This is a genomic window from Paracoccus sp. (in: a-proteobacteria) (assembly GCF_030538695.1).
In the GTDB taxonomy this organism is placed as follows: Bacteria; Pseudomonadota; Alphaproteobacteria; order Rhodobacterales; family Rhodobacteraceae; genus Paracoccus.
Window position 1 is genome coordinate 35,506 of sequence record NZ_JAUNTN010000004.1, and the last position, 20,991, is coordinate 56,496.

Sequence of the window (20,991 nt, forward strand, 5' to 3'; positions counted from 1 at the left end):
ATGTCCCCCGAAACATAACCAACCGGATACAGGCTGCAAGCGTTATTTCTGTTTGGGCATATCGGTTAGCAGATCATGCAGCGCGGCGATGCGGTCTGCATTGACAGCCTGCGATTCCGCCTCAATCTGGCGATAGAGCGACAACACCTGCTGTCCGGTGTCGGTCAGGCTGGCCCCGCCCCCGCCCGAGCCGCCCCGTGCGCTGGCGACAAGCGGTTCACGGAACATAGCGTTCATCGCCTCGACCAGCGACCAGGCACGCTTATAGCTCATGCCCATTTCCCGGCCCGCCGCCGAGATCGAGCCGGTCCGCGCAATGCCCTCCAGCAACGCCGCCTTGCCGGGGCCAAGCATGGCGGTTTCGGTCAGGTAAAGGCGCAGAAAAAAGGGCGGGTGCAGATTGGGCATAAGGTATCTTTGCGTCAGGTTGCGGGGGTTGCAAGCTGGAATGCAATCGCTTATCGACGATAAACGATGAAAGGGCAGCCCATGAATGACGATCAGCTTGCCGAGATTGCCAAGGCGCTGGCCCATCCGGCCCGCATCCACATCCTGCGCCTGCTGTATCAGGCCCCCGGCTGTATCGGCGGCGAGATCGTGGGCGCGGTCGGGCTGGCACAATCCACCGTGTCCGAGCATCTGCGCATCCTGAAAGCTGCGGGACTCATTGCGGGGGAAACCTCGGGTTCGCGCATCTGCTATACGCTGGCCCCCGCCGCCGCGCAGCCGCTGGCGGATTTCATAGCCGCGCTGATCCCGCCCGAGGGCGGCTGCTGCGCCCCATCAGATCTTATCCCATCGGAAAAGGTGCAGGAATGAGCCTGTTTGAACGCTGGCTGACCCTGTGGGTCGGGCTGTCCATCCTTGCCGGGCTGGTGCTTGGCAATCTGGTCCCGGATCTGTTCGCGGCACTGGCGGGGCTGGAATATGCCTCAGTCAATCTGGTGGTGGCGGTGCTGATTTGGGCGATGGTCTGGCCCATGATGATCGCCATTGATTTTGGCGCCATCCGCGACGTGGGGCGCCGCCCCAAGGGGCTGATCGTGACGCTGGTTATCAACTGGCTGATAAAGCCTTTTACCATGGCGGCACTTGGCATCCTGTTCTTGCAGCACATCTTTGCAGGGCTGATCGACCCTGCCAAGGCACCGGAATATATCGCCGGGCTGATCCTGCTGGGGGCGGCCCCCTGCACGGCAATGGTGTTCGTCTGGTCGCAGATGACCAAGGGCGACCCGAATTATACGCTGGTGCAGGTTTCGGTGAATGACCTGATTATGGTCGTGGCCTTTGCCCCGATCGTGGCGCTGCTGTTGGGCGTCAGCGATATTGCAGTGCCATGGGATACGCTGATCCTGTCGGTGCTGCTGTATATCGTGATTCCACTGATCGCAGGCGGGATCGCACGGCGCTGGCTGGGAACACAGGCAGCCATCGACGCCTTTACGGCGCGGATCAAACCGGCCTCGGTCATCGGGCTGCTGGCGACGGTGGTTCTGCTGTTCGGCTTTCAGGGACAGGTCATTCTGGCCCAACCGCTGCTGATTATGCTGATCGCGGTGCCGATTATCATTCAATCCTATGGGATATTTGCGCTTGGCTATGTCTGGGCATGGGCATGGCGATTGCCGCACAAGGTTGCGGCACCCTGCGCGCTGATCGGCACCTCGAACTTTTTCGAGCTGGCGGTTGCGGTGGCCATCGGACTGTTCGGGCTGCACTCGGGCGCGGCGCTGGCCACCGTGGTGGGGGTGCTGGTCGAAGTCCCGGTGATGCTGTCGCTGGTGGCCATCGCCAACCGCACACGGGACCGCTTTCCGGGTTGATTACTCGACGCCCTGCCGGCTGAGCGCACACCACACCGCGGGGTCAGCGTCCAATGCGGGGGTGCAATCATCCAGCGCAGCCAGCGCCTCGATCTGCACATCCTCACCGATGCTGATGCGGTAAGGATGCGTCGGTTCCTGCTGCGGCGCACCGTGTTGATAAGGCGCAATCGCCAAATCCGTTTCGCCGCAGCCATGCGCGACGATTTCATAGCCCGCGCCAGTCAGGATGCTGGTCACGGCCTCGGTCCGGGCGGTGCAGGCGTCCAGCGATTCCAACGCGGAAAAGCTGACATGCGGCACCCCGCCGCTGCCAATGGTCAGGATCACAAGAACGGGCTTCAGCATGACGTTTCCTTTCGCTTTGCCCGCAGGAAAAGCGCAGCAGAGCCGGATGTCAACCGGCCCCGCAGGGGATCAGCCAAGCCAATCATCCGTGCTGACAACCTGACCATAGCCAAAGGCGAAAGCCGCCATCATCGCCGCCTGCACCTGCGCAGCGGGGGTGGTGACGCCGCCGAACTCCAGATCGCGGGTGGCGCAGGCGTCGTGAATGGTCGTGGTCGAAAAGCCAAGGTCATTGGCCGCCCGCACCGCCGCATCGACGCACATATGGCTCATCGCGCCGATCACCGCGACCAGCTCGACACCATGATCGCGCAGGATCGCCTCCAGTCCCGTATCACGAAAGGAATTGACGCGGTTCTTGGTCACAACCGGCTCGCCCGCCGCCGGGGCAACGGTTTCGTGGCTCTCGACGCCGGGGGTGCCGGGAATGAAGATCGGGCCTTGCGGAAACTCATGCCGGACATGCACGACCAGATCGCCACGCGAACGGGCATCCGCGATGACGCGGGCGGCATTGGCGGCAGCGGCCTCGATCCCGACCAGAGGGTAATTGCCGCCGGGGAAATATTCTTTCTGAATATCAACAACAAGAATAGCGCGTTTCATGGGCTTTCCTTTCACTTACAGTTGGATCATCTGGCCATCACCCGGCACATACAGCCGGTCGGCAAAGCCATTCTGACGGGCAAAGCTGCGCAACTCGGCCCGCGTCAGGATACAATGGTTCACCGATTCCATATGGGTGGCAATCAGCGTTGCGTTGGGTGCGGCATCAGCCACGGCCTTCACATCCTCGGCCCCCATGATGATCGGACCGACGCCGGGCAGCATCGCATAGCCCGCGTTCAGGATCACCACCTCGGGGCGGTGGGTGTCCAGCGCATCCCGCACCTGCTGGTTCCAGATCGTATCGCCCGCCAGATAAATCACCGGCTGGCCCTCGGCGGCAAAGGCTACGCCCATGACCTGCCCCAGCAGATCACCGGCAGCGGCAATGGCCGCAGGGGTGCCATGCGTCCCTTCGGTCCGGGTCAGGGTGACACCGTTGAAATCCGCGCTGCCCGCCAGCACCCGCACATCGGTGAACCCCTGATCGTGCAGGATTTCCGCATCCGCCTGATTTTGCACGAAAACCGGCACATCCTTCGGCAAGGCATCCTGCGCGGGTTTGTCCCAGTGATCTTCGTGCAGATGGGTCAGAATGACGGCATCAACCTTAATGATCTCATCAACCGGAAAGGGCAGATAGCCCGCAGGGTTGCGCAATTCGCTGTTGGCGGTGCCGGGAAAGCCCGGAAAGGCATAGCGGTCAGCCAGCATCGGATCGACCAGAAAGCGCGTGCCGGCATAGTCGATCCACAGCGTTGCATTGCGGATTTGCGTCACCTGCGGGCGGGCGATAGCCGCCTGCACCGGGGCAGCAAGCGGCAAGGTCATGGCGGCGCCGGTCAGGGCGATAAAATTGCGGCGGGTGGTCATCGTGATCTCCTGTTCTTTGCCCTGTATGTGGGCAAAAGCGGCTTGCATCACCATTGGCGCTATCGACATAATCCGAGGTAATACCGACAAAGAGGCCGCCATGACCGATACCATCCGCATTGGCCTGCTGCATTATCCGGCAGCACAGCAAGCCGCGCTGCTGGGGCTGGCCGACCTGTTCGCCATTGCGGGCCAACAGGCTGCGACCACCCTGCCCCGGCTTGAGGTTCTGCATCTGTGCGACCTCAACGCCCCACGGCCCGAGCCGCTGCCAGATGTGATCATCCTGCCGCCCTCACTGGCCGCACCGATCAGCACCACGGCGGCTGAACCGCTGGTTCCGGGGCTGCTGGCGGCGCATGAGCGCGGAGCGGTGCTGGCCTCGGTCTGCGCGGGCGCGTTTCTGCTGGCCGAAACCGGACTTCTGAACGGCCGCCGGGCCACAACACATTGGGCCTACACCAGCGATTTTGCCGCACGTTTTCCAAAGGTTGAACTGGATGCCGACCGGCTGATCGTCGATGAAGGCAAGCTGATCACCGCAGGCGGGATGATGGCATGGACCGATTTGGGGCTGGTGCTGGTGGACCGCCTTCTTGGGACACAGGTCATGCTGGCCACGGCGCAGATACTTCTGATCGACCCGCCGGGACGCGAGCAGCGATTCTACAGCAACTTCGCCCCCCGCCTGAACCACGGCGACGCAGCCATCCTGAAGGTGCAGCACTGGTTGCAGGACACCGACGGTCACAATGCCCGCCTGCCCGATCTGGCGGCCCGCGCCGGGTTGGAAGAACGCACCTTTTTGCGCCGGTTCCAGAAGGCCACAGGAATGACCTCGACCGAATATGCACAGCGCCTGCGGATCGACCGCGCACGTCAGATATTGCAATCCACCACACAACCCATTGACAGCATCGCATGGGCTGTCGGCTATCGTGATCCGGCTGCGTTTCGCAAACTGTTCCAGCGTATCACCGGGCTGACACCGGGGGCTTACCGGCGACGCTTTCGAGCGATGGGCTGAAATATGAAACGGGTCGCCCGTCAGGCGACCCGTTCCCGCGTCTTCTGCGCGACTGCCCGAGAGGTTCGCCACCCGGTTGCCCGGATGGCGCGGCGTTAACCTGTTAACTGCAACCGCTGGTGCCGCCGCAAGTATTGCACTTCATACAGGTGCCGTTGCGCACCAGCGTGTAGTTGCCACATTCACCGCAGGGGTCTCCCTCATAGCCCTGCATCTTGGCCTTGGCACGGGCGTCCATTGACACCGCGATGGTGCCGGTTTCAGCCACCGCCGTGCCGCTGCCGGTATCCAGCGCCACCGCAGAAGTGGTTTGCAGCATCATCAGATCCTGCGGCAGACGCTTGCGCAGATAGCCGGTCGAGCTGATCTGTTTCAGCATCTCAAGACTGCGGGATTTTTCCTCGGACACAGGTGCGATATTGCGGCCTTCGTCCTCGCCGCCGCCCATATCGTCAAACCGCGCGCCCTGCGGTTTCACATGCGCCAGATCGGTGCGGTCCAGATAGGACACAGCCAGTTCGCGGAACACATAATCCAGAATAGATGTGGCATTCTTGATGCTGTCATTGCCCTGCACCATCCCCGCCGGTTCAAAGCGGGTGAAGGTAAAGGCGTCCACGAACTCCTCCAGCGGCACACCATATTGCAGGCCAACCGACACCGCGATGGCGAAATTGTTCATCATCGCCCGGAAGCCCGCGCCTTCCTTGTGCATGTCGATGAAGATTTCGCCAAGCGCACCGTCGTCATATTCCCCGGTGCGCAGGTAAACCTTATGCCCACCGACGACGGCCTTTTGCGTATAGCCCTTGCGGCGGCTGGGCAGCTTTTCGCGGTGGCTGCGGACCATTTCCTTGACGATGATCTTTTCGACCACCTTTTCGGCAATCACCGCCGCCTTTTCCTGCGGGCTGCCGGTTTCAAGGATTTCGGCGGCGTCCTCATCATCCTCGACCAGCGCGCTGGCCAGCGGCTGCGACAGTTTCGAGCCATCCCGATACAGCGCGTTCGCCTTGATCCCCAGCGACCAGGACAGCTCATAAGCCGCCAGCGCATCGGCAATGGTGGCGTCATTGGGCATGTTGATAGTTTTGGAAATCGCGCCGCTGATGAACGACTGCGCCGCCGCCATCATGCGGATATGACTGTCAACCGACAGGTAGCGGGTGCCGCGCTTGCCGCAAATATTGGCGCAGTCAAACACCGCATAGTGTTCGGGCCGCAGGAAGGGCGCACCCTCCAGCGTCATTGTGCCGCAAACGTGGTCATTGGCAGCGTCGATCTGCGCACGGTCAAAGCCAAGGTGGCGCAGCAGATCAAACGTTGGATCGTTCAGCTTTTCCGCCGGAATACCAAGGGTTTCGCGGCAGAACGCCTCACCCAAGGTCCATTGATTGAACACGAAGCGGATATCAAAGGCCGAAGCCAGCGCGGCGTCGATCTTTTCCAGCTCACGCGGGCCGAAGCCATGGCCGACCAGCGCCGCGTGGTTGATGCCGGGACAATTGCCAAGGCTGGCATGGCCGACAGCATAGGCGATGATTTCCTCGATCTCGGCGCTGGAATAGCCAAGAACCTCCAGCGCGGCGGGAACCGAGTGGTTGATGATCTTGAAATAACCGCCGCCTGCCAGTTTCTTGAACTTGACCAGCGCAAAATCAGGCTCGATCCCGGTGGTGTCGCAGTCCATGACCAGACCGATGGTCCCGGTCGGCGCGATCACCGTGGCCTGCGCGTTGCGGAAGCCGTGCTCCTCGCCCAAGGTCAGGGCCTCGTCCCAGGCGGTGCGGGCCAGGCTGACAAGCTGTTGGTCGGGGCAGTTCACCGCATCCAGCGCCACCGGCGCGACATTCACCCCTTCATAAGCACCGCTGCCATGGGCCGCTGCACGATGGTTGCGGATCACCCGCAGCATGTGGTCGGCATTGCGCGCATAGCCGGGGAAAGCACCCAGCTCGCCCGCCATCTCGGCGCTGGTGGCATAGGACACGCCGGTCATCAGCGCGGTCAGCGCCCCGCACAGCGCGCGGCCCTGATCGCTGTCATAGCCAAGGCCCATATTCATCAGCAAGCCACCGATATTGGCATAGCCAAGCCCAAGCGTGCGGTAATCATAGGACCGCTGCGCGATTTCCTTGGACGGGAATTGCGCCATCAGCACGCTGATTTCCAGCGTCACCGTCCACAGCCGCGTCGCGTGGATATAGCCGCCCGCATCGAACTGACCGTCATGCAGGAAGGTCAGCAGGTTCATCGAGGCAAGGTTGCAGGCGGTATCGTCAAGGAACATATATTCGCTGCACGGATTCGACCCGCGGATCGCGCCATCCTCCGGGCAGGTATGCCATGCGTTCACCGTGTCGTGGAACTGGATGCCGGGGTCGGCGCAAGCCCATGCGGCATGGCCGATCTGATCCCACAATTCACGGGCATTGACGGTCTTGGCGACCTTGCCATCGGTGCGGCGCAGCAATTCCCACGGCGCATCGTCACGCACAGCTTTCAGGAACGCATCCGTCACCCGAACCGAGTTGTTCGAGTTCTGCCCCGAAACGCTGATATAGGCCTCAGAGTCCCAATCCGTATCGTAGGTCGGGAACTCAATGGAATCAAACCCCTGCCGTGCATATTGCAGAACGCGGTTGATATAGGTTTCCGGGATCATCGCACGTTTCGCGGCACGGATCGCGGTTTTCAGCCCCGCGTTCTTTGCCGGGTCGGTGGCATCATCCATGCTGCCATCCCATTCACGGATCGCGGCAAAAATCTCGTTCAGCCGCGCCTCATGCATCTTGGAACCGGCGACCAGAGAGGCGACCTTTTGTTCCTCGATCACCTTCCAGTTGATGAACTGTTCAATATCGGGGTGATCCATGTCGCAGATCACCATTTTCGCGGCCCGGCGCGTGGTGCCGCCGGATTTGATCGCACCCGCCGCGCGGTCGCCGATCTTCAGGAACCCCATCAGGCCACTGGACTTGCCGCCGCCCGACAGCTTTTCCCCCTCGCCGCGCAGGCTGGAAAAATTGGTGCCGGTGCCGGACCCGTATTTGAACAGCCGCGCCTCACGCACCCACAGATCCATGATGCCGCCTTCGTTCACCAGATCGTCGCTGACCGACTGGATAAAGCAGGCGTGCGGCTGCGGGTGTTCATAGGCGCTGTCGGATTTGACCAGCTTGCCGGTCTTGTAATCGACATAATAATGCCCCTGCGACGGACCATCGATGCCATAGGCCCAATGCAGCCCGGTGTTGAACCATTGTGGGCTGTTCGGCGCAGCCATCTGCCGGGCCAGCATGAAGCGCATCTCGTCATAATAGGCGCGGGCGTCGGATTCAGCGGTGAAATAGCCGCCCTTCCAGCCCCAATAGGCCCAGGCACCGGCCAGACGGTCGAACACCTGCCGGGCGCTGGTTTCGCCGCCGAAACGCGCGTCCTCAGGCAGACCGGCCAGCGCCTCATCATCGGGGACCGAGCGCCACAGGAACTCTGGCACGCCCTTTTCCTTGACCCGTTTCAGCGCCGCCGGGATGCCCGCTTTGCGGAAATATTTCTGCGCGATCACATCAGAGGCGACCTGAGACCAGCCCGCCGGCACCTCAACCGAGTCATTGCGGAACACGATGGTGCCGTCAGGATTGCGGATTTCGCTGGTGGTGGTGGTGAAGTCAATCTCGCCATAGGCACCCGATTTCTCGGTCGTAAAACGACGCGCGATCCGCATATCCTGTTCCTTCTGTCCCGTTACGCGCAGCCGCCCGCGACCGGCGGTTGCCATCGCAACAGCGGCCCAAAGCTCTGCATCTGTTTTCTGACGATGCCACCAGATATTGTGGGTCGGCGGCCTTGCCTGCACAACCTGACGCAATCGGATCACGCAAACAAGCGCATTGTTTGTTTGACAACACCGCAAGATATTGTTCCGCGCCCCCTGCCGCACCCTATGTTTCGTGTTTTTCCAATGCTGGCGGGGTTTTGCAGGACAAACCGCCCGAATCGGATCAGAGCGGTTTTTCGCCGCACCCCGGACGATCAGATTTCGCGCATAGGTTGTTCCCGGATTACCCCCGGCGAAAGCGGCTCAATTGCTGCGTCGCGGCAGAATCACCCCGGCATCACTCACGATCAGATCCAGCGGCTGATCGGTCGGTTCCAGTGGCAAAGCGTCCTGCTGCTGACAGGCCCATGCGAAACCGATGGCCACGACCGGCCCCGCCGCCCGCAATTGCGCCAGCGTGCGGTCGTAATAGCCGCCGCCATAGCCCAGCCGGTTGCCGCCTGCATCAAAGGCCAAAAGCGGCACGATCAGCACTTGTGGGGTGATCTGCGGGGCCTGCTCGCCGGGGTGGCTGGTTCCCATCGGCCCGGCCTCCAGCGCATCGCCCGGCTGCCAGCGGCGAAAGATCAGCGGCACCGCACGGCCCGGCACCACCGGCAGGCAGAGCGGGCCGGAATGGACGGTCATCGCTGCGCGAGGGTCGATTTCATCGCCCATCGGCCAGAACCCGGCCAGAGCCTGTCCCGCATAAGGAACCAGCGCCTGAGACAGAAAGCGGTCAGCGGCAATCTGGTCCCCCCGCGCCCGACGCGCCGCCAGCGCCGCACGGCGGGCCTGATCCTTCACAGCAGAACCAGCGTGGCCAGCCCCAGAAAGGCAAAGAACCCAATCACATCCGTCAGTGTTGTGACAAAGGTTGGCGAGGCCAGCGCCGGATCTGCCCCGGCCCGGTCCAGCGCCAGCGGCACCAGAATCCCGCCAAGCGCGGCCACCGTCAGGTTGATAATCATGGCCACGGCGATCACCATGCTTAATGCCGGATCGCGGAACCAGATAAAGGCCACGGCCGCCATCACCACGGCAAAGGTCGCGCCATTTGTCAGCCCCACAGCGGCCTCGCGGCGGATGATGCGCCACATATTCGATTCGGTCAGCGTCTTGGTTGCCAGACCGCGCACCACCACGGTCAGCGTCTGCGTCCCCGCATTGCCGCCCATTGAGGCCACAATCGGCATCAGCACCGCCAGCGCCACCAGCCGGGCGATGGAATCCTCGAACACCGAGATCACTGTCGCTGCCAGCAGCGCGGTCAGGATATTCACCCCCAGCCACGGAATCCGCTGACGCACGGTTTCCGCCACCGTATCCGAAATACTGGAATCATCACCCACACCGGCAAGGCGCAGGATGTCTTCCTCATGTTCCTCGTCCAGCACCGACATGGCGTCGTCGATGGTGATAACCCCCACCAGCCGGTCGGCGTCATCCACCACAGGCGCGGAAATCAGGTGGTATTTGTTGAAGGCAAAGGCGACATCGCCCTCATCCTGCTCAACGTGGATGGTGCGGAAACTGTCCTCGGTGATGTCGCGCAGCTTGGTATAACGCCCCGAGGACAGCACCTTGCCCAAGGTCACATAGCCCACCGGGCGGCGGCGCGGGTCCACCAGAATGACGTGATAGAACTGTTCCGGCAGCCAGTCCTCGCTGCGCAGAAAGTCGATGGTCTCGCCTACATTCCAATGCTCCGGCGCGGTCACCACCTCGGACTGCATCAGACGGCCCGCTGAATATTCAGGGTAGGTCAGCGACTGCTGAACCGCCACCCGGTCGGATTCGTCCAGCGCAGCAAGGATTTCCTGCCGTTCGCCCTCGTCCATATCTTCGATCAGGTCCACCACGTCGTCGGTGTCCATCTCGCGGACGGCCTCGGCCACGACCTCGGGGGGCAGTTGTTCCAGCACCTCGTCACGGATTGATTCGTCGATTTCCGACAGAATTTCGCCGTCGATCTCGTCGGAATAGAGATTCAGAAACTCGCGCCGGTCGCCTGCGGAAAGCTGCTCGATCACATCCGCAATGTCGGCGGCGTGCATCGGCTCAAGGATTTCATCCAGCGCGGGCTGGTTTTCCTGCTCGATTGCCTCGACGATCTGTTCGATCACCTCGGCCGAGGGGCTGTATTCGTCATCGTCATCCGCTTCGCGGCGGCGGGTATCGTCGGTCACGGCGGGCCTCCATCAAGCGGAATGGGTGGGATGTCAGGGGCGGTTTAGGCGGTCAGGCCCGCGCGATCAACCCGCCAAAAGCGCCAGCGCCTGCGCATGAAGATCAGCGGAACCGGCGGCAACCACCTGCCCACCGGGATGCGCCGGGCCGCCCTGCCAGTTGGTGACGATCCCGCCCGCCGCCTGAATGACCGCAATCGGCGCGGCGATGTCATAAGGTTGCAGGCCCGCTTCGATCACCAGATCAATCTGTCCCATCGCCAACAGCGCATAGGCATAGCAATCCAGCCCGTAACGGGTCAGCCGCACCCGGTCGCGCACCCGGTCAAAACCCGCGCGTTCCGCAGCGGTGCCAACCTCTGGAAAGGTCGTCATCAGGGTTGCATCCGCCAGCCCGCGCGCACAGGTCGCCAGCGGGCGGGTGCCATGCGGGCCAGTCAGCAGGGCATGACCAAAGCCACCCTCAAAGCGTTCCCCGATATAGGGCTGGTCGATCAGCCCATAGACCGGGCCAGACGCATCCTCGACCGCGATCAGCACCCCCCAGCTTGGTGCGCCGCTGATAAAGGCGCGGGTGCCATCCACCGGGTCCAGCACCCAGCGCAGGCCCGAGCGGCCCGGCTGTTCGCCATATTCCTCACCCAGAATCCCATCATCGGGGCGCAATTCCGCCAGCAACGCCCGCATGGCGCGTTCAGCGGCACGGTCGGCCTCTGTCACCGGGTCGAACCCGCCCGCCTGCTTGTTATCGGTGGCCAGATCATCGTTACGGAACCGCGCCAACGTCTGCACCCGCGCAGCATCAGCCAGCCGGTGCGCAGCGGCACGGATGGAAGCAACCTCGGCGGCGGGAAAGGAACGGATCATGCGGGCCTCCTGCGTCAGCAGGTCCGGCTTACCCCGTCGGGCAGGATCAGGCCAGCAGGAAAGCTGGCCCGAATCGGTTCAGGCGGCGTCCGACAGCACGCGGGCCAGTTCAAAGATCTGGCGGCGCTGGCTTTCGGGCATGGCGTAATAGGCCCGCACCAGTTGCAGCGCCTCTTTGTCGCCAAGGATGTCATGTTCGGCGGCAGGCTGTGGCACAGTGCCATCTTCCAGACCGTCAAAAAAGAAACTGACAGAAACATCCATCGCGTGCGCAATGTCCCAAAGGCGCGATGCCGACACCCGGTTCATCCCGGTTTCATATTTCTGGATTTGCTGAAACTTGATTCCGACCTTATCAGCCAATTGCTGCTGGGTCATGCCAATCAGCCAGCGGCGATGGCGGATACGCTTTCCAACATGGATATCAACAGCGTGGGTCATGTTTTGTCACCCCTTACTCAATCCAAGGTTTTGTAACCCGGAATGATTCGCTTTTCGAGGGTGTGACCAAGCGAAATCTTAACGACCTGACTAAAAAGACAGGTCCGTTGCCAAACTGGCGGTTCAGTTCGGCTTTTCTTTTCTTTACAGGCGGTTCAGTTTCGCTTCTAGCACCCCTTACAAGGCGAAAAGAGGCCCATCAATGACAGAATCACCCGCCACGTCCGTTTCCGTTGCGTCACGTTCGGCGCTGATCCCTGCCACGGGCGAAGGGCCGATATTGCACGACCTGCCGCTGGGTGATCCGGGGCCGGGTCAGGTCCGGGTGCGGATGCGGGCTGCGGCGCTGAACTTTGCCGACCTGTTGATGCGCAAAGGCACCTATCAGGACACGCCCCCCACCCCTTTCACACCGGGGCTGGAGGGCGCGGGCGAGGTCGAGGCCGCAGGCCCTGGCACGGACCTGCGCCCCGGCACCCGTGTTGCGGTCTGGTTGCAGGGGTGCCTGACCCAATGCGGAAACTTTGATGCCGCCGACTGTCTGCCGCTTCCTGATGCGATGCCCTATGAGGATGCCGCCGGGTTCCAGATCGCCTATGGCACCAGCCATCTGGCCCTGACATTGCGGGCAGGGTTGCAAGCCGGCGAAACGCTGGCGGTGCTTGGGGCAGCGGGCGGGGTCGGGCTGACGGCGGTGGAAATCGGCGCAGCACTTGGGGCGCGGGTGATCGCCGTGGCGCGGGGGGCCGAAAAATGCGCCATCGCCCGCGCCGCCGGAGCGCATGAGGTTCTGGACAGCGACGAGACCCCCGACCTGCGGGCCGCGCTGCGGGCCTTTGGCGGGGTGGATGTGGTCTATGATCCGGTGGGCGACGCCGCGGGGCTGGCAGCATTTGGCGGGCTGAAACCGGGCGGACGCTTTCTGGTCATCGGTTTTGCCGGGGGCAAGACGCCTGCGCTGCCCCTCAATCACGCGCTGGTCAAGAACATCACCATCCACGGCATCCATTGGGCTGCTTACCGCGACCTTGACCACGCCGCGCTGCGAAGCAGCCTGACCGCACTCTTTGCCCTGTATGAGCAAGGTCGGCTGCACCCACATAACGGGCTGATCCTGCCGCTGGACCGGCTGGCCGAGGGTTATGACGCCCTGTCTGAGCGCCGTTCTGTCGGAAAAGTTATAATCACCCTGTAAAACTGTCGGCTGCGGCATTGAAAATCGGCCATTCTTTGCCGATATTCCGCCAGAGCGGTCCGTTCGGGCCAAACCGACGCAATCGACCACCAGGAGCAATTCGATGGCTGATTTCAATTCGATCCCGCGCACGGGCGCAACCACCCGTCAGGTCGAGATCGACGCGGGCCTGCGCGCCCATATGAACAAGGTTTACGGGCTGATGTCCGTAGGGATGCTGGTCACGGCGGCTGCCGCCTGGGCGGTGTCGGGCCTTGCCACCACCACCGATCCCGCGCTGGCGGCCGGTCAGTTGCGCAATGGCACCATGCTGACCGAGTTCGGTCGTCTGGTTTACACCTCGCCGCTGAAATGGGTGCTGATGTTTGCGCCGCTGCTGATGGTCTTTGCCTTTGGCGCCGCCGTGAACCGCCTGTCGGTGCAGGCTGCAACGCTGATGTTCTATGCTTTCGCCACGCTGATGGGCGTGTCGATCAGCTGGATCTTCATCAGCTACACCCCGTTCTCGATCATCCAAACCTTCCTGATTACTGCCATCGCCTTTGCCGGCCTGTCGCTTTACGGCTATACGACCAAGCGCGACCTGTCGGGCATGGGGACGTTCCTGATGATGGGGCTGATCGGGCTGATCGTGGCCTCGATCGTCAACATCTTCCTGAAGTCGGGCGCGATGCAATTCGCCATCTCGGCCATCGGGGTGCTGATCTTTGCAGGTCTGACCGCGTTCGACACGCAGAACATCAAGAACACCTATCTGCAACTGGCCAATTCCGACCGCGATTTCCTTGGCAAAGCCGCAATCATGGGCGCGTTGCAACTGTATCTGGACTTCCTGAACCTGTTCATGTTCCTGCTGCAATTTCTGGGCAACCGCGACTAAGCATCGCCGCATGAAACAAAGGCCGGGCCAAGCGCCCGGCCTTTTTGTTTCGCACCTTTTTATTCCGCCCTGCCCGCATTAGATCAGACCAATGACGCTGCCGAACGCCCCCTTGCTGCCCCCTGACGTGCTGGCTGATCTGACGGCCCTGCGCCATGCGCTGCACCGCGTACCGGAACTGTCAGGGCGGGAAAGCGCCACCGCCGCGACCATCGCAGAGGCGCTGCGGGCGCTGTCGCCCGACCGGCTGATAACCGGGCTTGGCGGGCATGGGGTGGCGGCACAATTCGGCTGCGGCGAACCTTCGGTCATGCTGCGGGCGGAACTGGACGCGCTGCCGATTACGGAAACCGGCACGCCCGACTGGAGATCTGTAACACCGGGCAAAGGCCACCTTTGCGGCCATGACGGACATATGGCGATGCTGATGGGCGCGGCGCACCACTTTGCCGCCAACCGCCCTGCGCAGGGCCGTGTGGTGGTGCTGTTTCAGCCCGCCGAAGAAACCGGCGCAGGTGCCGTCGCCGTTCTGGCCGACCCGGATTTTGCCGCGCTCGCCTGCGATTGGGCCTTTGCCATCCACAACATGCCCGGCATTGCACAAGGCCATGCTGCCGTGCGGGCAGCGGTGATGAACTGCGCCTCTCGCGGGTTGCGACTGCGGCTGGAGGGGCGGACCGCCCATGCCTCTGACCCGGCCAGCGGGGTATCGCCCGCCCCGGCGCTGGCGGCGCTGATTCCGGGTCTGGCGGCGCTATCGCAGGATATGCCGCGCCCTGCCCCCGGCTTCCGGCTGGTCACGATTACCCATGCCCGGCTTGGCGAGGCGGCCTTTGGCATCGCACCGGGCGAGGCCGAGTTATGGGCCACCCTGCGCAGCTATCACGACGATGACATGACCGCGCTGGCCGATCAGGCGCTGGCACTGGCGCAGGATCAGGCCGCGCGTCACGGGCTGAGATTGACCGCAGATTGGCATGATATTTTCACCCATTGCGAGAACGACGCACAAGCCGCCGCAATCATGGCTGACGCCGCCCGGACCAGCGGGCTAAGCGTGACGCCCGGCGATCTGCCGATGCGCGCCTCAGAGGATTTCGGCCGTTTCGCACAAGTTTCCAAAACCGCCATGCTGCTGCTTGGCGCGGGCGGCGGCCCCGCACTGCATAACCCTGACTATGATTTCCCTGATGCTCTGATCGAACCCGGCGCATCCATTCTGATCCGCGCGGCCAGCCACGCATTGACCACATGAGGCAAAGACCATGACCCCAAGCAAAGACCAGATCCTGACCGCGCTTTCGGCGCTGAAAACCCCTTCGGGCAGCAACCCGGTGGCCGAAAACCTGATTCGCGCGCTGGTGGTCGAGGGCGGCAACGTCCGTTTCGTTCTGGATATTGGTGAGGCCGAGCCTGCACCCTTCCGTGCGCTGGAGGATCAGGCCCGCGCCGCTGTCGCCGCCCTGCCCGGTGTCAGCGATGTGCAGATCGCCATGACCGGCAGCGCCCCGAAAAAATCGCCGCCACCGGACCTGAAAATCGGCGGCCATCCCAAGCCTTCGCCGGTGCAGCCGATCCCTGGCGTGCGCCATGTGATCGCGGTGGCCTCGGGCAAGGGCGGGGTCGGTAAATCCACGGTCAGCGCCAACCTTGCCACCGCGCTGGCCGCGCAAGGCCGCCGCGTGGGCCTGCTGGATGCCGATGTTTACGGGCCAAGCCAGCCGCGCATGATGGGGGTTTCAGGCCGCCCGGCCAGCCCCGACGGGCAGACCATCATCCCGCTGCAAAACCACGGCGTCACCATGATGAGCCTTGGCCTGCTGGTGCCAGAAAACGAAGCCCTTGTCTGGCGCGGCCCAATGCTGATGGGGGCGCTGCAACAGATGCTGTTTCAGGTGCAATGGGGCGATCTGGACGTGCTGATCGTGGACCTGCCGCCCGGCACCGGCGATGTGCAACTGACGCTGGCACAGAAAACCCCGCTGGACGGGGCCATCGTGGTCAGCACCCCGCAGGATGTGGCGCTGCTGGATGCGCGCAAGGCGATTGATATGTTCCACAAGCTGAAGGTGCCGATCCTTGGCTTGGTGGAAAATATGTCCACCCATATTTGCAGCAATTGCGGCCATGAGGAGCATATCTTTGGCCATGGCGGCGTCGCGCAGGAGGCCGCGCAGATGGGGGTGCCGCTGATGGGTGAGGTGCCTTTGCACCTGTCCGTCCGGGTCGCAGGCGACAGCGGCACGCCGGTCGTTCTGGCCGCCCCCGACAGCCCGCAGGCGCAGGTGTTTCAGAACATTGCCCGCGGGCTGATCACCGCCGGGATTGCCTGACCCGTCGGCACCGGGGGCTGTCTGCCCCCGGACCCCCGAGGATATTTTGATGAAGAAGAAAGGCCGGGGATCGCAGATCGCCCGGCCTTTTGGTTTCAGATCGGCTTCGCGTTCAGATCAGCCGCATTTCGAGTGGCCGCAGCTCGGGCAGGTCATGCAGCCCTCGATCATGCGCATCCCGAACTGGCCGCAGCTTGGGCAGGCCGGACCTTTTGGGCGGCTGTCCAGACCGACAACATTGGCTTCCAGCGCCGGATCGGATTTCAGGCCCATACCCTCGCCCGCCAGAAAGCCGGTGCTGACCATATGCTGTTCGATCACCCCGCCGATGGCCGCCAGAATCGACGGCACATAGCGGCCCTGCATCCACGCACCGCCGCGCGGGTCGAACACCGCCTTCAGTTCCTCGACCACAAAGGACACCTCGCCGCCGCGCCGGAACACCGCCGAGATCATCCGCGTCAGCGCCACCGTCCAAGCGTAATGTTCCATGTTCTTGGAGTTGATGAACACCTCGAACGGGCGACGGTGGCCGCCGTGAACGATGTCGTTGATGGTGATATAAATGGCATGTTCGCTGCCCGGCCATTTCAGCTTATAGGTCGAGCCTTCCAGCGCCGCCGGGCGGTCCAGCGGGTCGGTCAGATAGACGACTTCGGCCCCGGTGTCGGCCTCGGGTGCTTTTTCGCTGGTTTCGCTGACCGACAGGACCGAGCCGGTCACATCATTGGGGCGATAGGTGGTGCAGCCCTTGCAGCCCAAATCCCAGGCTTGCAGGTAAACATCCTTGAACGCCTCGAAGCTGATGTCCTCGGGGCAGTTGATGGTTTTGCTGATCGAGCTGTCCACCCATTCCTGCGCCGCCGCCTGCATGGCGACATGGGCCGAGGGTTCCAGCACCTGCGCATTCACGAAATGCGCGGGCAGTTCGGCGTCGCCCATCTTGTCACGCCACATCTGCACGGCGTAATCGACGACTTCCTCCTCGGTGCGCGAGCCGTCCTTTTGCAGCACTTTGCGGGTATAGGCATAGGCAAAGACCGGCTCGATCCCGCTGGACACATTGCCCGCATACAGGCTGATGGTGCCGGTGGGCGCGATGCTGGTCAGCAGGGCGTTGCGGATACCATGTTCCGCAATGGCCGCGCGCACGTCATCATCCATCCGCTGCATAAAGCCGGATTTCAGGTATTCTTTCGCATCGAACAGCGGGAAAGCACCTTTTTCCCGCGCCAGATCGACCGAGGCCAGATAGGCCGCCCGCGCGATTTGTTTCATCCATGCCCGCGTCTGCTCCACCGCATCCGGCGCGCCATAGCGCAAGCCCACCATCAGCAGCGCATCGGCCAGCCCGGTCACGCCAAGGCCGATGCGGCGCTTGTTGGCGGCCTCTTGCGCCTGCTGGTCCAGCGGAAAGCGGCTGGCATCCACCACGTTATCCATCATCCGCACGGCGGTGCGCACCAGTTCGTCCAGCGCAGCTTCATCCAGCGCAGCATTGGCGCCGAACGGATCTTTCACCAGCCGCGCAAGGTTTACCGACCCCAGCAGACAGGCCCCATAGGGCGGCAGAGGCTGCTCGCCACAGGGGTTCGTCGCCGCAATGGTTTCCGCGTAATGCAGGTTGTTGGCCTTGTTGATGCGGTCAATGAAGATCACGCCCGGTTCGGCGTAATCATAGGTCGCCCGCATGATCTTGTTCCACAGGTCACGGGCCTGAACGGTGTGATAGATCTTGCCGTTAAAGGTCAGATCCCACGAACCATCGGCGCGGACGGCCTCCATGAACGGATCGGTAATCAGCACCGACAGGTTGAACATGCGCAGCCGGGCGCTGTCCTGTTTCGCCTCGATAAAGCGTTCAATATCAGGGTGATCGCAGCGCATTGTCGCCATCATCGCGCCACGGCGGCTGCCCGCTGACATGATCGTGCGGCACATCGCGTCCCACACATCCATAAAGGACAGGGGGCCGGAGGCATCCGCCGCCACGCCCTTCACCTCGGCCCCGCGCGGACGGATGGTGCTGAAGTCATAACCGATGCCGCCGCCCTGCTGCATGGTCAGCGCGGCCTCTTTCAGCATGTCGAAAATACCGCCCATGCTGTCAGGGATGGTCCCCATGACAAAGCAGTTGAACAGGGTCACGCTGCGCCCGGTGCCGGCGCCGGCCAGAATCCGGCCTGCGGGCAGGAATTTGAAATCCTTCAGTGCTTCGTAAAAGCGCGGCTCCCATGCCTCGGGGTCGGTTTCGACACGGGCCAGATCACGGGCGACGCGGCGCCAGCTATCTTCGACCGACTGGTCGATGGCGTGACCTTCGGCATCCTTCAGCCGGTATTTCATGTCCCAGATCTGTTCAGCGATGGGGGCGGCAAAGGCGGTCATCGGATGCGTCCTGTCAGTGGCGGAAGAGTCAGGCCGGTGTCATAGCCAATCTGGACGGATTGGCAAGAACCATTCCAGCACTTGCGTTAAGATAATTCAACAACACTATATATTGTGTCATTGCCCTTTCCTCACAACAAGCCTATCAGGCAAACATGTCTGGCAAACTGAACCTGATGAAACTTTGCGTCGGCTGCGCCTCACCCGAGGAACTGGCGGCATGGCAAGCCAGTCGCTATGGCCATGGCCCCGCCGAACACACCACCCGCATGTGGCCCAAGCGCGAGGCCGAATTGCTGGATGGCGGCAGTATCTATTGGGTGTTCAAAGGGCTGATGCTGGCCCGTCAGCCGCTGGTCGGGCTGGAAGAGCGCATCGGTCAGGACGGCATCCGCCGCTGCGTGCTGAAAATCGGGCGCGAGATGATCCCCGTTGCCGCCACCCCGCGCCGCGCCTTTCAGGGCTGGCGCTATCTGGACGCTGCCGACGCGCCGCCCGATCTGTCCCCCGCCCGCGCCCATGATGATTCGCTGCCGCCCGAGATCGCCCGCGAACTGGCTGAATTCGGTTTGCGCTGACCCCTCTTGACGCGCCCGCCCGCCCGCCGTATCAGCCCCTTCGACGCGGGTGTAGCTCAATGGTAGAGCAGCAGCTTCCCAAGCTGACGACGAGGGTTCGATTCCCTTCACCCGCTCCATCATCCTGACATTCGGAACCCGGCCCCTGCCGGCGCTGCATTTTCAGCCTGCCGTGGCGTAAAAACCATCCCCCCTGCAAGATAGCGCATTTCCTGCGGCATCTCGCCACCCGGCGTCATGGCTTTATGCCTCGCCGTTGCATCCCGGCCCGGTTACGAATGGGTCAGCATTGACCAAAGGGGGCATCATGTCTGCCGCAAACCGATCCACCGCCCTGTCGCGCCGGGCGCTGCTGACCTCGGCCATCACCGGGGTGATGCTGACAGCACTGCCTGTCCGCGCAAAAACCACCTATCCGGCGTTCCATGTCGTGAAAGATCCGAATTGCGGTTGCTGCGGCGACTGGATCGCCCTTGTCGAACAGGCTGGTTTCCCGGTCACGGTCGAGGATATGCCCAACGATGCGCTGGCCCGGTTAAAGGCAAAAGCAGGCATCCCTCCCGCTATGACCTCATGTCACACTGCCCGCGTTGAAGGCTATGTGATCGAAGGTCATGTGCCACTGGCCGACATCCGACGCCTGCTGGACAGTCGCCCTGATGCCATCGGCCTGTCGGTGCCGGGTATGCCTTGGGGGTCTCCCGGCATGGGGCCGGAAGCCGAACGCGAAGCCTATGACGTTCACCTGATCCGCAAGGACGGCACGACCAGAATCTTTAACCATTATCCCGCTGCCTGACGCCCCTTGAACCCCTGACGCAGCGGGGTCAGTCTGGCCGACAGTGAGGATTCGGGGGGCATCATGGCGGAATGGTTGCTGTTGCTGATTGCGGGCTTTTTCGGCGGGATGCTGAATGCGGTGGCAGGAGGCGGCACATTTATCACCTTTCCGGCGCTGGTGGCGGCGGGGGTGCCGGTGGTGGCGGCCAATGCAACCAGCACGGTGGCGGCGCTGCCGGGCTATCTGGCCTCGGCCATCGGGTTTCGCCGCGACATTGCCGCGCTGGAGCGGCGACTGATCGGACGGCTGACCATCTGGACCGTGCTTGGCGGCATGATCGGGTCCGGGCTGCTGCTGGTGTCCTCGAATAAGGCTTTTGCGCTGCTGGTGCCGTTTTTGCTGCTGGCCGCAACGGTGGTTTTCCTGTGGGGACCGCGCATCCGCGAATGGGCGGCGCAAAGCCGGGCTGGCGTCACCGCCTTTGGGGCCGGGACCATGCTGCCGGTGGCCATCTATGGCGGCTATTTCAACGGCGGGTTGGGAATCATCCTGTTGGCGCTGTTCGCGCTGTGGGGCATGAGCGACCTGCACCAGATGAACGGGCTGAAATGCTGGCTGAGTTTCGCATTGTCGCTGGTGTCCTGCGCGATTTTCGCGGCGGGTGGAAAGGTGATCTGGCTGGCTGCCTTGTGGATGGGCATAGGCACGGTCCTTGGCGGCTATCTTGGTGCGCCGGTGGCACGGAAAATCCCGGTTCCAGCCCTTCGCGGCTTGATCGCAGCGGTCGGTTTCGGCATGACGGTCGTGTTCTTTTACCGCCTTTTCGCAGGAGCATAAGA

Annotated in this window: 20 protein-coding genes and 1 tRNA gene; 11 read left to right on the forward strand and 10 right to left on the reverse strand. The window is 62.6% G+C overall.

Annotation, left to right across the window (positions count from 1 at the left end):
- Positions 1–42: 42 nt before the first annotated feature.
- A complete protein-coding gene (locus Q4G24_RS02860) occupies positions 43–408 on the reverse strand; it encodes a winged helix-turn-helix domain-containing protein (RefSeq protein WP_303364992.1) in 366 nt (121 codons plus the stop codon).
- A gap of 81 nt (positions 409–489) precedes the next feature.
- Between Q4G24_RS02860 and Q4G24_RS02865 the strand changes: the two genes are divergently transcribed.
- Both Q4G24_RS02865 and arsB read left to right on the forward strand, forming a co-directional pair.
- A complete protein-coding gene (locus Q4G24_RS02865) occupies positions 490–819 on the forward strand; it encodes a helix-turn-helix transcriptional regulator (protein WP_303364993.1) in 330 nt (109 codons plus the stop codon).
- The gene (gene arsB, locus Q4G24_RS02870) at positions 816–1,826 is read left to right on the forward strand and encodes an ACR3 family arsenite efflux transporter (protein WP_303364994.1); all 1,011 of its coding nucleotides are present in this window, start codon (positions 816–818) and stop codon (positions 1,824–1,826) included. The genes Q4G24_RS02865 and arsB overlap by 4 nt, the downstream gene beginning before the upstream one ends.
- Here the strand turns inward: arsB and Q4G24_RS02875 are convergent, their stop codons facing one another.
- The 3 genes from Q4G24_RS02875 to Q4G24_RS02885 all read right to left on the reverse strand — a co-directional run bounded on the left by Q4G24_RS02875 (position 1,827) and on the right by Q4G24_RS02885 (position 3,653).
- Complete coding sequence (locus tag Q4G24_RS02875) at positions 1,827–2,174, reverse strand: hypothetical protein (protein WP_303364995.1); 348 nt, start codon at positions 2,172–2,174, stop codon at positions 1,827–1,829.
- 69 nt (positions 2,175–2,243) lie between these two features.
- A complete protein-coding gene (locus Q4G24_RS02880) occupies positions 2,244–2,780 on the reverse strand; it encodes a cysteine hydrolase family protein (protein ID WP_303364996.1) in 537 nt (178 codons plus the stop codon).
- Positions 2,781–2,795: 15 nt separating this feature from the next.
- Entirely contained in the window at positions 2,796–3,653 is an 858-nt protein-coding gene (locus Q4G24_RS02885) for an MBL fold metallo-hydrolase (RefSeq protein ID WP_303364997.1), read from the reverse strand.
- A 100-nt stretch (positions 3,654–3,753) separates the two neighbouring features.
- Between Q4G24_RS02885 and Q4G24_RS02890 the strand changes: the two genes are divergently transcribed.
- Positions 3,754–4,680, forward strand: a complete 927-nt coding sequence (locus tag Q4G24_RS02890) for a GlxA family transcriptional regulator (RefSeq protein ID WP_303364998.1) — start codon at positions 3,754–3,756, stop codon at positions 4,678–4,680.
- 103 nt (positions 4,681–4,783) lie between these two features.
- Here Q4G24_RS02890 and Q4G24_RS02895 read toward each other — a convergent pair whose 3' ends face one another.
- The 5 genes from Q4G24_RS02895 to Q4G24_RS02915 form a co-directional block, all read right to left on the reverse strand.
- Positions 4,784–8,407: a vitamin B12-dependent ribonucleotide reductase gene (locus Q4G24_RS02895; protein WP_303364999.1), complete on the reverse strand. Its 3,624-nt coding sequence runs from the start codon at positions 8,405–8,407 to the stop codon at positions 4,784–4,786.
- Positions 8,408–8,764: 357 nt separating this feature from the next.
- Positions 8,765–9,307: a 5-formyltetrahydrofolate cyclo-ligase gene (locus Q4G24_RS02900; RefSeq protein WP_303365000.1), complete on the reverse strand. Its 543-nt coding sequence runs from the start codon at positions 9,305–9,307 to the stop codon at positions 8,765–8,767.
- Complete coding sequence (mgtE, locus tag Q4G24_RS02905; RefSeq protein WP_303365001.1) at positions 9,304–10,689, reverse strand: magnesium transporter; 1,386 nt, start codon at positions 10,687–10,689, stop codon at positions 9,304–9,306. The genes Q4G24_RS02900 and mgtE overlap by 4 nt, the downstream gene beginning before the upstream one ends.
- Before the next feature lie 66 nt (positions 10,690–10,755).
- Complete coding sequence (hisN, locus tag Q4G24_RS02910) at positions 10,756–11,556, reverse strand: histidinol-phosphatase (protein WP_303365002.1); 801 nt, start codon at positions 11,554–11,556, stop codon at positions 10,756–10,758.
- A gap of 78 nt (positions 11,557–11,634) precedes the next feature.
- The gene (locus Q4G24_RS02915; RefSeq protein WP_303365003.1) at positions 11,635–11,997 is read right to left on the reverse strand and encodes a helix-turn-helix domain-containing protein; all 363 of its coding nucleotides are present in this window, start codon (positions 11,995–11,997) and stop codon (positions 11,635–11,637) included.
- 202 nt (positions 11,998–12,199) lie between these two features.
- Here Q4G24_RS02915 and Q4G24_RS02920 point away from each other — a divergent pair, with 202 nt between their 5' ends.
- The 4 genes from Q4G24_RS02920 to Q4G24_RS02935 all read left to right on the forward strand — a co-directional run bounded on the left by Q4G24_RS02920 (position 12,200) and on the right by Q4G24_RS02935 (position 16,405).
- The gene (locus Q4G24_RS02920; RefSeq protein WP_303365004.1) at positions 12,200–13,192 is read left to right on the forward strand and encodes an NADPH:quinone oxidoreductase family protein; all 993 of its coding nucleotides are present in this window, start codon (positions 12,200–12,202) and stop codon (positions 13,190–13,192) included.
- Between the two features lie 103 nt (positions 13,193–13,295).
- Positions 13,296–14,072, forward strand: a complete 777-nt coding sequence (locus tag Q4G24_RS02925; RefSeq protein WP_303365005.1) for a Bax inhibitor-1/YccA family protein — start codon at positions 13,296–13,298, stop codon at positions 14,070–14,072.
- Positions 14,073–14,163: 91 nt separating this feature from the next.
- Complete coding sequence (locus tag Q4G24_RS02930) at positions 14,164–15,327, forward strand: amidohydrolase (protein WP_303365006.1); 1,164 nt, start codon at positions 14,164–14,166, stop codon at positions 15,325–15,327.
- Positions 15,328–15,337: 10 nt separating this feature from the next.
- A complete protein-coding gene (locus Q4G24_RS02935) occupies positions 15,338–16,405 on the forward strand; it encodes an Mrp/NBP35 family ATP-binding protein (RefSeq protein WP_303365007.1) in 1,068 nt (355 codons plus the stop codon).
- 117 nt (positions 16,406–16,522) lie between these two features.
- On the opposite strand, the gene Q4G24_RS02940 is transcribed toward Q4G24_RS02935, so the two are convergent.
- Positions 16,523–18,793, reverse strand: a complete 2,271-nt coding sequence (locus tag Q4G24_RS02940) for an adenosylcobalamin-dependent ribonucleoside-diphosphate reductase (RefSeq protein WP_303365008.1) — start codon at positions 18,791–18,793, stop codon at positions 16,523–16,525.
- Between the two features lie 155 nt (positions 18,794–18,948).
- Between Q4G24_RS02940 and Q4G24_RS02945 the strand changes: the two genes are divergently transcribed.
- The 4 genes from Q4G24_RS02945 (at position 18,949) to Q4G24_RS02960 (ending at position 20,989) form a co-directional block, all read left to right on the forward strand.
- Entirely contained in the window at positions 18,949–19,371 is a 423-nt protein-coding gene (locus Q4G24_RS02945; RefSeq protein WP_303365009.1) for a DUF1489 family protein, read from the forward strand.
- Positions 19,372–19,416: 45 nt separating this feature from the next.
- Positions 19,417–19,490 (forward strand) — tRNA-Gly (locus tag Q4G24_RS02950).
- Between the two features lie 257 nt (positions 19,491–19,747).
- Complete coding sequence (locus Q4G24_RS02955; RefSeq protein ID WP_303365116.1) at positions 19,748–20,170, forward strand: DUF411 domain-containing protein; 423 nt, start codon at positions 19,748–19,750, stop codon at positions 20,168–20,170.
- A 63-nt stretch (positions 20,171–20,233) separates the two neighbouring features.
- Positions 20,234–20,989 carry a sulfite exporter TauE/SafE family protein gene (locus tag Q4G24_RS02960; RefSeq protein ID WP_303365010.1) on the forward strand — a complete coding sequence of 252 codons (756 nt, stop codon included), beginning with the start codon at positions 20,234–20,236 and terminating at the stop codon, positions 20,987–20,989.
- Positions 20,990–20,991 lie beyond the last annotated feature (2 nt).

Bases quoted from the DNA above. Each gene is read 5' to 3' on its own strand.
- Q4G24_RS02860 (WP_303364992.1), bottom strand. From the start codon at position 408: ATGCCCAATCTGCACCCGCCCTTTTTTCTGCGCCTTTACCTGACCGAA.
- Q4G24_RS02925 (WP_303365005.1), top strand. From the start codon at position 13,296: ATGGCTGATTTCAATTCGATCCCGCGCACGGGCGCAACCACCCGTCAG.
- arsB (WP_303364994.1), top strand. From the start codon at position 816: ATGAGCCTGTTTGAACGCTGGCTGACCCTGTGGGTCGGGCTGTCCATC.
- Q4G24_RS02945 (WP_303365009.1), top strand. From the start codon at position 18,949: ATGTCTGGCAAACTGAACCTGATGAAACTTTGCGTCGGCTGCGCCTCA.
- Q4G24_RS02875 (WP_303364995.1), bottom strand. From the start codon at position 2,174: ATGCTGAAGCCCGTTCTTGTGATCCTGACCATTGGCAGCGGCGGGGTG.
- hisN (WP_303365002.1), bottom strand. From the start codon at position 11,556: ATGATCCGTTCCTTTCCCGCCGCCGAGGTTGCTTCCATCCGTGCCGCT.
- Q4G24_RS02920 (WP_303365004.1), top strand. From the start codon at position 12,200: ATGACAGAATCACCCGCCACGTCCGTTTCCGTTGCGTCACGTTCGGCG.
- Q4G24_RS02955 (WP_303365116.1), top strand. From the start codon at position 19,748: ATGCTGACAGCACTGCCTGTCCGCGCAAAAACCACCTATCCGGCGTTC.
- Q4G24_RS02915 (WP_303365003.1), bottom strand. From the start codon at position 11,997: ATGACCCACGCTGTTGATATCCATGTTGGAAAGCGTATCCGCCATCGC.
- Q4G24_RS02960 (WP_303365010.1), top strand. From the start codon at position 20,234: ATGGCGGAATGGTTGCTGTTGCTGATTGCGGGCTTTTTCGGCGGGATG.
- Q4G24_RS02865 (WP_303364993.1), top strand. From the start codon at position 490: ATGAATGACGATCAGCTTGCCGAGATTGCCAAGGCGCTGGCCCATCCG.
- Q4G24_RS02935 (WP_303365007.1), top strand. From the start codon at position 15,338: ATGACCCCAAGCAAAGACCAGATCCTGACCGCGCTTTCGGCGCTGAAA.
- Q4G24_RS02880 (WP_303364996.1), bottom strand. From the start codon at position 2,780: ATGAAACGCGCTATTCTTGTTGTTGATATTCAGAAAGAATATTTCCCC.
- Q4G24_RS02930 (WP_303365006.1), top strand. From the start codon at position 14,164: ATGACGCTGCCGAACGCCCCCTTGCTGCCCCCTGACGTGCTGGCTGAT.
- Q4G24_RS02895 (WP_303364999.1), bottom strand. From the start codon at position 8,407: ATGCGGATCGCGCGTCGTTTTACGACCGAGAAATCGGGTGCCTATGGC.
- Q4G24_RS02890 (WP_303364998.1), top strand. From the start codon at position 3,754: ATGACCGATACCATCCGCATTGGCCTGCTGCATTATCCGGCAGCACAG.
- Q4G24_RS02885 (WP_303364997.1), bottom strand. From the start codon at position 3,653: ATGACCACCCGCCGCAATTTTATCGCCCTGACCGGCGCCGCCATGACC.
- Q4G24_RS02940 (WP_303365008.1), bottom strand. From the start codon at position 18,793: ATGACCGCCTTTGCCGCCCCCATCGCTGAACAGATCTGGGACATGAAA.